Here is a 12,989-nt window from a genome sequence, read left to right on the forward strand (position 1 = left end):
TCGCCCTGGGGGAACTCGACGCTGACGTTGTCGAGGGCGACGACGCGGGTCTCCCCCTCCCCGTAGACCTTGTTCAGGCCGGTGGCGCGGGCGGCCGCCACACCGGGGCGGACGGCGGTTGCGGTCGACGTGGTCACGGGGGGCTCCTTGTGCTCGTGGACTTGTACCTCCATGCTCCGCGACGTGATCATGGTCTGGCGTCGCTCCGCCGGACGGTTGGCCCGACCACCGCTGGGCGTACGGGAGAGCGGGACCGTCCTCCTGCGGTATGACGGAAACCCTGAGGGAGGGGCGGTGGCCGGGGGGTGGCCGGAAGCACTATCCTTCGTGGCCGAATCCCGAACAGTTCGTCAGATGGCAAGGAAACATGACAACTTCCGGGGCTGGGAACATGCGAAAGGGCGAGCCGGGAGACTAGGCTCAGGGTGGTTTCGCAGGACGCCCGGATGGTGGAACGCAGACACGGGCAGCTTAAAACTGCTTGGCCGCGAGGCCGTGCCGGTTCGAGTCCGGCTCCGGGCACCGGTCGACCGGCGGGGGCGCCGACGGCTCCCCCGCCGGGCGTCGTTCACCGGATCCTCCTCGCGGCGTATCCCGGAATTTTTGCCAGGCCATTACCCTTGTGCGTGGGCGGCGCAGTGCCGCCACGGAGGGAATGAGCAATGAGAAGCAGCAACCCGGTCTTCTCGCGGGAGGGGTCCTTCACCCGCGACTCCGGCTACGCGGGGTTCGGCAACACCGCGCAGGCCGGGAACCCGTACGGCGGGAACCCCTACGCCGGGACGCAGTACGCCCAGCAGCCGCAGGGTCAGGCGCCGCTGACCGACGAGCAGCTCTACCAGATGTACAACGGTCCGTCGGCCGGTCCGACGGCCACCGGGCGGATGACGCTCGACGACGTGGTCGCCCGTACCGCCATGACGCTGCTGACGCTGGTCGGCGCGGGCGCGGTGGCCTGGTTCGCGCTGCCGTTCGAGAACTACGGCTTCGCGATCGCCGCCAGCCTGGTGGCGATGGTCGTCGGCCTGGTGGCCTCCTTCAAGCGCAGCGTCAGCCCGCCGCTGATCCTGACCTACGCGGCCCTCCAGGGCTTCGCGATGGGCGCCTGGTCGCACGCGCTGAACACCATCCTGAACGGCATCGTGATCCAGGCGGTGCTGGGCACGGCGGCGGTCTTCGCGGCGATGCTGTTCGCCTACAAGAGCGGCAGGATCCGGGTCACCGCGCGCTACGCCCGGATCGGCATCGCGGTCGCCATGGGCTTCGTGCTGCTGATGCTGGTCAACATGGTCGCGTCGCTGGCCGGCGCCGACATGGGCCTGCGTTCGGGCCCGCTGGGCATCGTGGTCGGCCTGGTCGGCATCGGCCTGGGCGCCTTCTTCCTGTCGCTGGACTTCGCGGAGATCGAGACGGCCATCGCCCAGGGGGCCCCGCAACAGGAGTCCTGGCGGGCCGCCTTCGGGCTGACCCTCTCGCTGGTCTGGATCTACATGGAGATGCTGCGGCTGATCGCGATCCTGCGCGGCGACGACTGACCCGGTCTCCCGTGGTGAACCACTGCCGCCGGGCCCCGGAGCCACCCGCTCCGGGGCCTGGCGGCTTTTCGCCTAGGCTCGCTGCCATGCATGACGTACACCCCCTGGACGTACACCCCCTGGACGTACAGCCCCTGGTCGAAGCCGTCGACTCACTGGCGGATCGTTTCCGCTCGCTGCCGCAGAGCAAGCTGCTGGGCGCCGTACCCGGACACCCCTCGCGGGCGGCCGCCGCGCTGGAGCTGGCCCGGCGGCTGGCCGCGCTGGCGCTGACGGCGGAGGGCGGGGCGGAGCGGGACTTCCCGGACGCCGGGGCGTTCGCGGCGGGGGACCAACTGGCCGTCGCCGGGCACGATCTGGCGGCCGCGCTCGCGGCACTGCCGGAGGGCGCCGAGGTGGCCCTGCCGGGCGGGCCCGCCGTGGTGGGCGAGGTGCTGGCCGGGGCGGTCGCGGCGGTGCGCGGGACGGCGGCGCTCTGCGCCTGAGGCGCCCGGAGCCGGACGCACCGAAGGCCGGCCGGATCGGTAACCCCGTGATCCGGTCGGCCTTCGGCGTGAGGTGCGGGAGCGCGCCGGTGAGTACCGGCGGGCTCCGGTGACCCGGCGTCAGATGCTGGCGACCACCCGGTCGGCGAGCACGTAGACGGCCTCCTCGTCAGTGGAGAAGGTCAGCGAGTACGAGCCGGAGAAGCGCGAGCCGCCGAGCAGTCGCACGTGCTCGCCGGCACGGACCGCGTCGATCAGCCGGTAGGCGGCCTCCCGGTCGCCCGGGGCCACGCACAAGGTGGTGCCGTCGGCGAAGCCGTACACGTCCAGGGTGCCCAGCGGGCCCGGGCGGACGTCGGTCAGCGCGACGCCCTCCTCGGCGAGGGCGGCCAGCCGGTTGTCGGTCCACTCGCGGGACGGGGCCTGGCTCGGCACGAAGTCGGGGTGCGAGGGGTGGCGGCGCGGGTCGGGCGCGGCGACCGGGGCCTCCTCGACGAGCGGGTCGGTGTCCAGCAGCCCGGCCTCCAGGCCGGTGGCCAGCAGGTCGGCCTCGCGGCGGGCGCGGGCGTCCTTCGAGGTCTCGCCCGCCGGGTGGCCGGGGCGCAGCGGCGCGCCGCCCTCGGTGCCGGTCTCGGCCGGACCGGTGCCGCCCTCGTTGATCAGGTCCTCCAGTGCGGAGCGCAGCGCCTCGCCGAACTCCGGGTCCATCGTCCCGGCGTTGTCGGCGGCGTCCTGCGGGCCGGTGGGGCGGGGGAAGAAGAGCGGCCACTCGTCGGTGCCGGAGAAGACACCGGTGAACGGGGAGTCGAACAGCGGCGCGTCCTCGGCCGCGCGGGCCTCCTGCTCGGCCCAGAACGCCCGGGCCTCGGTGATCTCCCGCTCGCGGTCGGCGGCGAGCGCCTCGGCGACGGCCCGGCGTATCGCGGCCTCGTCCACCGGTGCGGGCACGGCCGGGGCCGCGGCCTGGGCGTCCAGTCGGCGGGAGATTGCCCGGAGACGGAGCAGCACGGCGGTCGACACGGTGATCAGGATCAGCAGCAGGATGGTGTAGACGGCGCTCACGGAACGTACTCCTAGCGAGGAGCGGAACGGGGTTACGTCTCCACACTGCCGCATCCGGGGCTGTTACCGCAGTGGCGAATGTCTAATTTGTCCCAGACTTTCGCTCTTGTCCCCAAATTGTTAGGTAACACCGTTCTACGCAGTGGAGTTGATCCGCTCCGCAGTGTCGATTTCCGGGCTGGAAACGAACGAAAAGAGGACCGGATCGACCTCGCGGTGTGATCCGGCCCTCAATTACGCTCCGTCACTCCAAATGGGTGGTCCAGACCCTTCGGAGGCTGCGGGGAGGGTCAGCTGAGGCGCTCGATGACCATCGCCATGCCCTGGCCGCCGCCGACGCACATGGTCTCCAGGCCGAACTGCTTGTCGTGCCACTGCAGGGAGTTGATCAGCGTGGTGGTGATCCGGGCACCGGTCATGCCGAAGGGGTGGCCGACCGCGATGGCGCCGCCGTTGACGTTCAGCTTGTCCAGATCGACGCCCAGGTCGCGGTAGGACGGGATCACCTGGGCGGCGAAGGCCTCGTTGATCTCGACCAGGTCGATGTCGTCGATGGTCAGGCCGGCCCGCTTGAGCGCCTGCTTGGAGGCCTCGACCGGGCCGTAGCCCATGATCTCCGGGGAGAGCGCGCTGACGCCGGTGGAGACCACCCGGGCGAGCGGGGTGATGCCGAGCTCGCGGGCCTTGGTGTCGGACATGACGACCAGCGCGGCCGCACCGTCGTTCAGCGGGCAGCAGTTACCGGCGGTCACGGTGCCGTCCGGGCGGAACACCGGCTTCAGGCCCGAGACGCCCTCCAGGTTGACGCCGGCGCGCGGGCCGTCGTCCGTGCTGACCACGGTGCCGTCCGGGAGCGTCACCGGGGTGATCTCGCGCTCCCAGAAGCCGGCCTTGATGGCGGCCTCGGCGAGGTTCTGCGAGCGGACGCCGAACTCGTCCTGCTCGGCGCGGGTGATGCCCTTGAGCGCGGCCAGGTTCTCGGCGGTCTGACCCATCGCGATGTAGGCGTCCGGCACCAGGCCGTCCTCGCGCGGGTCGTGCCACTCGCCGCCACCCTCTTCACCGCGCTTGGCGGTGCGGGCCTGGGCCGCGCCGAAGAGCGGGTTCATGGTGCCCGGCATGCCGTCCGAGGTGCCGTGGATGCTGCGCGAGACGGTCTCCACGCCGGCCGAGATGAAGACGTCGCCCTCGCCCGCCTTGATCGCGTGCAGCGCCATCCGCGTGGTCTGCAGCGAGGACGAGCAGTAGCGGGTGATGGTGGCGCCGGGCAGGTGGTCCATGCCCATCTGGACGGCCACGATGCGGGCCAGGTTGTGGCCCTGCTCGCCGCCGGGCAGGCCGCAGCCGAGCATCAGGTCCTCGATCTCGCGCGGGTCGAGCTGCGGGACCTTGGCCAGCGCGGCCTGGATGACGTGGGCGGTCAGGTCGTCCGGGCGGACGTCCTTCAGCGAGCCCTTGAAGGCCCGGCCGATCGGCGAACGGGCGGCGCTGACGATGACGGCTTCGGGCATGACGGGCTCCTCGCTGGGTGACGGCGGACCTGACGTCCGGGAGGAAAGCTACCGCTTGGTAGGTCAAGCGTCATCCGCCCCAGCGTGTGAGCTGGCCGACGTATTCCCGGGGCCCGCGGGGGTGTCCGTGCCCTGGTCCGTGCCCTGGTCCGGGCCCTGGCCCGAGCCGCGCGCCGGGTCGTGCGCCGGGCCCGGGTGCGCAGCCTGCCCCGGGCCGTGCGCTGTGTCCCGGTCCGGGCCGTGGTCCGGGTGGGACACCACGGCCACGACCGAGCCGGGCAGGCCGATCCGCAGCCGCCGGCGCAGCAGCGCCCAGCGTCGGCCCGTGCCCTCCGCCTCCACGGCCGCCACCTCGGTGCCCGCCCGGTCGGCCGCCGCCGCGGCGGCCACCGCGACCGGCAGCACCGTCCCGCCCGGAACCGGCGCGGTCGGCCGCTCCTCCTCCGGCCAGAGGCCGAGCGCGGCGCAGACCGAGGGCAGCACGGCCATCGCCGCGGTCGCGTAGCCCTGGGCCGAGGGGTGGTAGCGGTCGGCGGCGAACATCTCCGGGCGGGCGGCGAACTCCGGGCCCAGCAGCGAGCCCAGCGAGACCGTCCGGCCCCCCGCCTCCACCACCGCGATGGTCTGCGCGGCGGCCAGCTGCCGGCTCAGCCGACGGGCCACCCAGCGCAGCGGCGGGCGCACCGGCTTGATCGTGCCGAGGTCCGGGCAGGTCCCGACGACCACCTCGCAGCCGTTGGCGCGCAGCGCGGCGACGGCCTCGCCGAGCTGGCGGACGGCCAGCTGGGCCGGGCTGCGCCGGGTCACGTCGTTGGCACCGATCATGATCACCGCGACGTCGGGGCGGTGCCGCAGCGCCTGCTCCAGCTGGCTGGAGAGGTCGGCGGAGCGCCCGCCGGAGCGGGCCGCGTTGACCAGCCGGACCGGGCGCTCGGCGACCGAGGCCAGGCCGGAGGCGAGCAGGGCGCCGGGGGTCTCCCGGCCTCGCGCCACGCCGAGGCCGGCTCCGGTGGAGTCGCCGAGGACGGCCAGCACCAGCGGCGGCTGAGGGGTGGTGGCGCCGTCGGCGAAGGCCTCGCCGTAGACGCCGTCGGCCTTGGGCGGGTGGGTCTCCAGGACGCCGATGGCCTGGATCGCGAGCTTGCTCTCGGTCAGCAGCAGGCCCACCAGACCCACGCCGAGCAGTCCGAGTCCGCCGCCGCCGTACGCCGCCGCGGTGGCGATCCGCCGGGCCACCCGGGCCCGCGAGTCGTGTGCGCCTGGCATCCGGCACCCCCTTCGCGTCCTCGTGCCGCCCCCGGCGGGGCCGTACACCCCTCCTACCCGCGCGGGGGTAGGGAGTACCGGTGCCGGTGGGCCATTGGTGGGGAGGCGGGGCGCCGCGCGGAGGGTCGGCCGGGCGGGCCGCGGGGGAGGAGGGGCCGCCGGGCCGGAGGAGTGCCGGGGCGGCTCCTTGGAGGAGGTGGACAAGAGGGGGCGCTGGGGTGCGTGCCACGGCCTAGGCTTTGCAGTACCGAAAGCACAAGCACTCGCATGCCCACAGACCGGGAGGACCCCCGTGCGGTACCACAACTCGATCATCGACCTGGTCGGCAACACGCCGCTGGTCAAGCTGAACAAGGTCACCGAGGGCATCAGCGCGACGGTGCTGGCGAAGGTCGAGTACTTCAACCCCGGTGGCTCGGTCAAGGACCGCATCGCGATGCGCATGATCGAGGCCGCCGAGGCCTCGGGCGCCCTCAAGCCGGGCGGCACCATCGTCGAGCCGACCTCGGGCAACACTGGTGTCGGTCTGGCGATCGTGGCCCAGCAGAAGGGCTACAAGTGCATCTTCGTCTGTCCCGACAAGGTCTCGACCGACAAGATCAACACGCTGCGCGCGTACGGCGCCGAGGTGGTCGTCTGCCCGACCGCCGTCGCCCCGGAGCACCCGGACTCCTACTACAACGTCTCCGACCGCCTGGTCCGGGAGACCCCGAACGCCTGGAAGCCGGACCAGTACTCGAACCCGGACAACCCGGCCTCGCACTACCACTCCACCGGCCCGGAGCTGTGGGAGCAGACCGACGGGAAGATCACCCACTTCGTGGCGGGCGTCGGCACCGGCGGCACCATCTCCGGCACCGGCAACTACCTGAAGGAGGTCTCCGGCGGCAAGGTCAAGGTGATCGGCGCCGACCCCGAGGGCTCGGTCTACTCGGGCGGCACCGGCCGCCCGTACCTGGTCGAGGGCGTCGGTGAGGACTTCTGGCCGACCGCCTACGACCGCGCGGTCGCGGACGGGATCGTCGCCGTCTCCGACAAGGACTCGTTCCAGATGACCCGCCGCCTGGCCAAGGAGGAGGGCCTGCTGGTCGGCGGCTCCTGCGGCATGGCCGTGGTGGCCGCGCTGGAGGTCGCCCGCGGGCTCGGGCCGGACGACGTCGTGGTCGTGCTGCTGCCGGACGGCGGCCGCGGCTACCTGTCGAAGATCTTCAACGACGACTGGATGGCCGACTACGGCTTCCTGCCCTCGTCCACCGACGAGGCGCACATCGGCGAGGTGCTGGCCCGCAAGGAGTCCATCGAGCAGGGCGGCGTCCCGCAGTTCGTCCACATGCACCCCAACGAGACGGTCGCCGAGGCGGTCCGGGTGCTGCGCGAGTACGGCGTCTCGCAGATGCCGGTGGTCTCCCCGGGCGCCGGGCACCCGGACATCATGGCCGGCGAGGTGATCGGCTCGGTGGTGGAGAAGCTGCTGCTGGAGGGCATCTTCGCCAAGGAGATCGAGCTGACCGACACGCTGGACAAGGTGATGTCCAAGCCGCTGCCGGTGGTCGGCTCGGGCGAGACCGTCACCAACCTGATGACCGTGCTGGAGAAGGCCGACGCGGCCGTCGTGCTGGTGGAGGGCAAGCCGCAGGGCATCGTCACCCGCCAGGACCTGCTGGGCTACCTGACCGGCCGCGCCGCGCACTGACCCGGGGTCACCGCCGCCCGCCCGTGGACGGATCCGGAGGATTCGTCCACGGGCGAAGTGGTACACCGGCGTCACCTGCCCGCAGCACGTGGTTAACACGGCTCCGGCATCGTTGTGGTCAACGGCACGACGCCGAACGAGGCGACGGCAACCGTCCGGGAGCGGCTCCCCGGCGACCGCGGTCGACTCCGGGCACACCGGGCGGTCCTGACCCGGCCGCTGTGTCCTCCCTCGCGGGAGGCGCCGTCGTCCCGCCCCTGCCCGGCTTCGGCCGGTCCACAGGGTGTGGCGGCTCCCGCGGCCGCACCGCGCCGTACGGCGCGTCCCCGCGGCTCCCGGGTGGGGGAGTCCATGCGGGGGAACGGTGGGGCCGGTCCTTCTCCGAGGGACCGGCCCCTTCCGTCCGTTCCGGGCCCGGTCCGCCCGCCGATGGCTCCCGCGCTGTGCGTCGGCGGCCGTCCGTTCCCGTACGCTCGCACGCATGACCAGCACTGAAACGACCGACCAGGACGCCCCGCGCTACGTCCGGGTCAAGATCGAGCTCATCGCGGAGATCACCGACGAGGGCGCCCTCAAGGCGGCGGCCCTGCAGGCGGTGACCGAGGACGACTACCTCGACGACGAGGAGCGCGCCCAGTCCGTCGAGGCCATCGAGGTGGACCCGTCCGGCTCGCTCGCGCACTTCATCGACCCCGTCGCGCTGCTCGGCGACGTCCCCGGGGTGGAGCTCGCCTCGGCGACCTGGGAGTCGGCGCAGACCGAGTTCGACCCGGACAACGAGGAGTGGGACGAGTACGCGGTGGACAGCTCCGCCGAGTAACGACGGCACGCCGTCACCGCCCGGGAACGCCCGGTCTGCCATGGCAGACCGGGCGTTCTGTCCCTGTTCGGAGGCAAGTTGGGTCATCTCATACGATCGCTTACCCTTCGGTGGTGGAACCGTGAACGGGCGGATTGCGTTTCTGTATCCGTAAATGCCCGGGATGATCAGCAGGGAGACGCGACGTGACGGCACGGGACGGTCAGGGGCGGGCGGCCGGAGGAAGCTGGAGCCGACGCGGTGTGCTCGCGGGGCTGATCGGGGCTCCCGTGCTCCTGCTGGCGGCCTGCAACGACAACAGCGGCGGCAGCAGCGGCAGCGGTAGTGGCTCCGGCGGTGGCGCGGGCTCCGGCCAGGGCTCCGGCGGCGGAAGCAGCAGCACCCCGAAGACCTCGACCGCCGTGATCACCGTCACCCCCGCCGACGGCGCCGCCGCCGCCAGCTTCAGCGACCCGGTCAAGATCACCGTCGCCAACGGCACGCTGAGCACCGTCAAGGTCACCGACTCGACCGGCAAGGAGCTGGCCGGCCAGCTCTCCGCCGACAACACCAGCTGGACCTCGGCGGCTGCCCCGGCCAGCGGCACCAAGTACACCGTCGCCGCCGTCGCCGTGGACAAGGACAAGCTGGAGGCGGACGCCAACGCCGTGTTCACCACGGCGACCCCGGCCAACACCTTCGTCGGCTACTTCACCCCCGAGGACGGCTCGACGGTCGGCGTCGGCATGCCCGTCTCGATCAACTTCAGCAAGCCGGTCACCGACCGCAAGGCCGTCCAGCAGGCGATCACCGTGATAGCCGAGCCGGGCGTCGAGATCGTCGGCCACTGGTTCTCCAGCACCCGCCTCGACTTCCGGCCGCAGGAGTACTGGGCCAAGGGCACCAAGGTCACCCTCAAGCTCCGGCTCAAGGACGTCGAGGGCGCCAAGGGCGTGTACGGCACCCAGTCCAAGGACATCGCCTTCACCATCGGCCGCGCCCAGACCAGCGTCGCCGACCTCGGCACCAAGAAGCTCACCGTCACCACCGACGGCCAGGTCAGCGCCGTCTACAAGATCTCCGGTGGTTCGCCCGAGCACACCACCTGGGGCGGCAAGATGGTCATCTCCGAGCAGTACACCCAGACCCGGATGAACTCGCAGACGGTCAACCTGGGCAGCGAGTACGACATCGCCGACGTGCCGCACGCCCAGCGCCTCACCACCTCGGGCACCTTCGTCCACGGCAACTACTGGTCCCCGCCGTCGATCTTCGGCGGCCAGAACACCAGCCACGGCTGCGTCGGCCTGCAGGACACCAAGGGCGCGCAGGACGCCGACTCGGACGGCTACAAGTTCTACAAGTCCTCGATGGTCGGCGACGTGGTCGAGGTCGTGAACTCCGGCGACAAGACCGTCGCCCCGGACAACGGCCTGAACGGCTGGAACCTGAGCTGGGCCGACTGGAAGGCCGGCAGCGCCGCCTGACCCCCGACGCCTGACCCCCGACGCCTGATCCCCGCCGTCCGATCCGCACGGCCGGGCACCCCGTCGGCCGCCGACACCCGGCTCCCCGGGCGGACCGTTCCCGCGTCCGCCCGGGGAGCCGGGTCCGCGTTCGGTCAGCGCTTCGCGTAGTCCGCGAACCCCTGCCAGTCGATGACCACGCACGGCTCGTCGCCCAGGATCCAGGCGTCGTGCCCGGGTGCGCAGATCATGTAGTCGCCGGGGCCGAACTCCTCCGCCTGGCCGTCGTCCATGACGATCTTCATCCGGCCGGAGACCACGTACCCCGTGTGGGCCGCCTGGCAGCTGTCGGTCTTGGCGATCGGCTTCACGTGCTTGGACCACTGCCAGCCCGGCTCGAACACGGCCCGGCCCACCGGGCCGGCATCCAGGTTGACCAGGCGCAGCTCGCCCGTGCCCTCCTCGAAGGGACGGACTTCCTCGGGATCCTCGAAGCTCTTGCGGACCAGACCGGACATGGCGCACTCCTCTCCCCGGAGGGAGGACGGCCCGGCCGCCGGCGGTGGCCGCACCGCCCCTGCTGGCCCTTCCAGTCTGCGCCCGGATCGGGGAGCGGTCACGTGGGTGGCCGCTCCCCGGGAGGCGCGGAGCGGGTCATCCCCGGGTGCGGGCCACGCCGATCGGGCAGGCGGCGCCGGTGCCGCCGAGGCCGCAGTAGCCGTTGGGGTTCTTGGCCTCCGACAGGTACTGCTGGTGGTACGGCTCGGCCGGGAAGAACGGGCCGGCCGGGGCGATCTCGGTGGTGATCGGACCGTAGCCGAGCGCGGTCAGGGCCGGCTGGAAGGCGTCCCTGGTGGCCGCCGCGGCCTCGGCCTGGGCGGGGGAGTGGGTGTAGACGGCGGAGCGGTACTGGGTGCCCACGTCGTTGCCCTGGCGGTTTCCCTGCGTCGGGTCGTGCGCCTCCCAGAACGTCTTCAGCAGGCGCTCGTACGACACCACCGCCGGGTCGTACACCACCCGGACCGCCTCGGTGTGCCCGGTCAGCCCGCTGCACACCTCCTCGTACGTCGGGTTCGGGGTGTAGCCGCCCTGGTAGCCGGCCAGCGTCGTCCAGACGCCGGGCAGCCGCCAGAACGTCCGCTCGGCGCCCCAGAAGCAGCCCAGCCCGAAGTCGGCCACCTCCAGACCCTCCGGGTACGGGCCGGGCAGCGGGTGGCCGAGCACGGTGTGCGGGTCCCGCAGCTCGAAGGACGGGGCCGCCCGGCCGGGCAGCGCCTGGTCGGCGGGGACGAGCGAGGTCTTGTGGCGGTTGAACAGCACGGCCTGCTCCTGCGGGGTAGGGAGGGTTGCCCCGGATTCAACGCACGGAACGGCCCCCGGATTCCGGGAGCGGTACTTCCGGACGGCGGCGGCCCGCGGCGGCGGCGGTTTCCGCCAGTGCTCCCGGTTCCGGCGAGCGCGCCGACGTACGGCCACTAGGCTCGGAGCCATGACCGAGCACCAGCTTCCCCAGGGCTTCGAGACCCTCGCCATCCACGCGGGTCAGGAAGCAGACCCCCAGACCGGGGCCGTCGTCACGCCGATCTACCAGGTGTCCACCTACAAGCAGGACGGGGTGGGCGGCCTGCGGGGCGGCTACGAGTACAGCCGTAGCGCCAACCCGACCCGTACCGCGCTGGAGGAGTGCCTCGCCGCGCTGGAGGGCGGCGCCCGCGGCCTCGCCTTCGCCTCCGGCCTGGCGGCCGAGGACACCCTGCTGCGCACCATCCTCAAGCCGGGCGACCACATCGTGATCCCCAACGACGCCTACGGCGGCACCTTCCGGCTGTTCGCCAAGGTGCTGACCCGCTGGGGCGTCGAGTTCTCCGTGGCCAACACCCAGGACCTGGCCACCGTCCGCGAGGCGATCCGCCCCAACACCCGCGCGGTGTGGGTGGAGACCCCGTCCAACCCGCTGCTGGGCATCACCGACCTGGCCGCGCTCGCCGAGATCGCGCACGGCGCCGGCGCGCTGCTGGTGGTCGACAACACCTTCGCCAGCCCGTACCTGCAGCAGCCGATCGCGCTCGGCGCGGACGCGGTCGTGCACTCCACCACCAAGTACATGGGCGGCCACTCGGACGTGGTCGGCGGTGCGCTGGTGCTGGCCGACGCGACCCTCGGCGAGGAGGTCGCGTACCACCAGAACGCGATGGGCGCGGTCTCCGGCCCGTTCGACGCCTGGCTGGTGCTGCGCGGCATAAAGACGCTGGGTGTCCGGATGGACCGGCACAGCGCCAACGCGGAGAAGGTCGCCGAGCTGCTGGCGGGCCACTCCAAGGTCAGCCAGGTGCTGTACCCGGGCCTGCCCGAGCACCCCGGCCACGACATCGCCGCCAAGCAGATGAAGGCCTTCGGCGGCATGGTCTCGTTCCGGGTCGCGGGCGGCGAGGAGGCGGCCGTCGAGGTCTGCAACCGCGCGCAGCTGTTCACCCTCGGCGAGTCGCTGGGCGGCGTCGAGTCGCTGATCGAGCACCCGGGCCGGATGACCCACGCCTCGGTGGTCGGTTCGGCGCTGGAGGTGCCGTCCGACCTGGTGCGCGTCTCGGTCGGCATCGAGTCGATCGACGACCTGCTGGCCGACCTCGAGCAGGCGCTGGGCTGAGCCCGTCGGGGTTCTCGGGGTTCACTGCCCCTGCTGGTCCGCCGTGTAGGACTCCATCGCGTGGTTGAAGCGGGCCAGCAGGGCGCAGAACGCCCGTTGCTCCTCCTCCGGCCAGTCGGCCAGCAGGCGGCGGGTCAACTCGGCCCGTCCGTCGCGGACTTCGTCGAGGCGTCCGGAGCCGCGGGCGGTCAGTGCGAGCCGCACGGCACGCCGGTCGGCCGGGTCCTGCACCCGGCCGACCAGCCCGGCCGCGACCAGCGGGGCGACCTGGCGGGTCACCGTGGAGGAGTCCACGCCGAGCGATTCGGCCAGCGCCTTGACGTTGGCCGGCCCGTGCCGCTCCAGCCGGTCGAGCAGCAGGTAGGCGGCCCGGTCCAGCGCTCCGACCCCGCCGCCGGAGGTTCGGACCTGTTCCATGCGGCGGGCGAACACCGCGAGCTGGTACTGGAGTTGGGCGTGCACGGGGTCGGTGCGGTCGGTGGCCTGGGGCGAGGTCGTCGTCATCGCGGCTCACGATCGTCGTGCGGC

The 12,989-nt window shown here is 72.4% G+C and carries 12 protein-coding genes, 1 tRNA gene and 1 pseudogene; 7 read left to right on the forward strand and 7 right to left on the reverse strand.

Annotated features, from left to right (window positions below; all coding sequences use genetic code 11):
* Positions 1-191, reverse strand: a pseudogene (locus AB0D10_RS26285) (ABC transporter ATP-binding protein); the annotation flags it as partial.
* Positions 192-440: 249 nt separating this feature from the next.
* Between AB0D10_RS26285 and AB0D10_RS26290 the strand changes: the two are divergent.
* The 3 genes from AB0D10_RS26290 (at position 441) to AB0D10_RS26300 (ending at position 2,020) form a co-directional block, all read left to right on the forward strand.
* A tRNA-Leu gene (locus AB0D10_RS26290) sits at positions 441-522 on the forward strand.
* Positions 523-662: 140 nt separating this feature from the next.
* Entirely contained in the window at positions 663-1,535 is an 873-nt protein-coding gene (locus AB0D10_RS26295; RefSeq protein WP_360260826.1) for a Bax inhibitor-1/YccA family protein, read from the forward strand.
* A gap of 86 nt (positions 1,536-1,621) precedes the next feature.
* The gene (locus AB0D10_RS26300) at positions 1,622-2,020 is read left to right on the forward strand and encodes a hypothetical protein (RefSeq protein ID WP_360260829.1); all 399 of its coding nucleotides are present in this window, start codon (positions 1,622-1,624) and stop codon (positions 2,018-2,020) included.
* A gap of 120 nt (positions 2,021-2,140) precedes the next feature.
* On the opposite strand, the gene AB0D10_RS26305 is transcribed toward AB0D10_RS26300, so the two are convergent.
* The 3 genes from AB0D10_RS26305 to AB0D10_RS26315 form a co-directional block, all read right to left on the reverse strand.
* Positions 2,141-3,082 carry a hypothetical protein gene (locus tag AB0D10_RS26305; RefSeq protein ID WP_360260831.1) on the reverse strand — a complete coding sequence of 314 codons (942 nt, stop codon included), beginning with the start codon at positions 3,080-3,082 and terminating at the stop codon, positions 2,141-2,143.
* A 290-nt stretch (positions 3,083-3,372) separates the two neighbouring features.
* On the reverse strand, positions 3,373-4,593 hold the full coding sequence (locus AB0D10_RS26310) for an acetyl-CoA C-acetyltransferase (RefSeq protein ID WP_360260834.1): 1,221 nt from the start codon (positions 4,591-4,593) through the stop codon (positions 3,373-3,375).
* A 63-nt stretch (positions 4,594-4,656) separates the two neighbouring features.
* Positions 4,657-5,859, reverse strand: coding sequence for an SGNH/GDSL hydrolase family protein (locus AB0D10_RS26315; protein WP_360260837.1), 1,203 nt, complete (start codon positions 5,857-5,859; stop codon positions 4,657-4,659).
* Between the two features lie 292 nt (positions 5,860-6,151).
* Here AB0D10_RS26315 and AB0D10_RS26320 point away from each other — a divergent pair, with 292 nt between their 5' ends.
* From AB0D10_RS26320 to AB0D10_RS26330, 3 genes are all read left to right on the forward strand, one after another.
* Positions 6,152-7,552, forward strand: coding sequence for a cystathionine beta-synthase (locus AB0D10_RS26320; protein WP_360260840.1), 1,401 nt, complete (start codon positions 6,152-6,154; stop codon positions 7,550-7,552).
* A 481-nt stretch (positions 7,553-8,033) separates the two neighbouring features.
* Positions 8,034-8,372, forward strand: a complete 339-nt coding sequence (locus AB0D10_RS26325) for a hypothetical protein (protein WP_360260843.1) — start codon at positions 8,034-8,036, stop codon at positions 8,370-8,372.
* Between the two features lie 185 nt (positions 8,373-8,557).
* Entirely contained in the window at positions 8,558-9,838 is a 1,281-nt protein-coding gene (locus AB0D10_RS26330; RefSeq protein WP_360260845.1) for an Ig-like domain-containing protein, read from the forward strand.
* Between the two features lie 134 nt (positions 9,839-9,972).
* Here AB0D10_RS26330 and AB0D10_RS26335 read toward each other — a convergent pair whose 3' ends face one another.
* Positions 9,973-10,335, reverse strand: coding sequence for a cupin domain-containing protein (locus tag AB0D10_RS26335; protein WP_360260847.1), 363 nt, complete (start codon positions 10,333-10,335; stop codon positions 9,973-9,975).
* 136 nt (positions 10,336-10,471) lie between these two features.
* A complete protein-coding gene (gene msrA, locus AB0D10_RS26340) occupies positions 10,472-11,137 on the reverse strand; it encodes a peptide-methionine (S)-S-oxide reductase MsrA (protein ID WP_360260850.1) in 666 nt (221 codons plus the stop codon).
* A 169-nt stretch (positions 11,138-11,306) separates the two neighbouring features.
* Between msrA and AB0D10_RS26345 the strand changes: the two genes are divergently transcribed.
* Complete coding sequence (locus AB0D10_RS26345; RefSeq protein ID WP_360260852.1) at positions 11,307-12,461, forward strand: cystathionine gamma-synthase; 1,155 nt, start codon at positions 11,307-11,309, stop codon at positions 12,459-12,461.
* Positions 12,462-12,482: 21 nt separating this feature from the next.
* On the opposite strand, the gene AB0D10_RS26350 is transcribed toward AB0D10_RS26345, so the two are convergent.
* Complete coding sequence (locus tag AB0D10_RS26350) at positions 12,483-12,965, reverse strand: MarR family transcriptional regulator (RefSeq protein ID WP_360260854.1); 483 nt, start codon at positions 12,963-12,965, stop codon at positions 12,483-12,485.
* Between the last annotated feature and the right edge of the window lie 24 nt (positions 12,966-12,989).

Origin of the sequence: Kitasatospora sp. NPDC048545 (assembly GCF_040651155.1) — a bacterium.
GTDB lineage: Bacteria > Actinomycetota > Actinomycetes > Streptomycetales > Streptomycetaceae > Kitasatospora.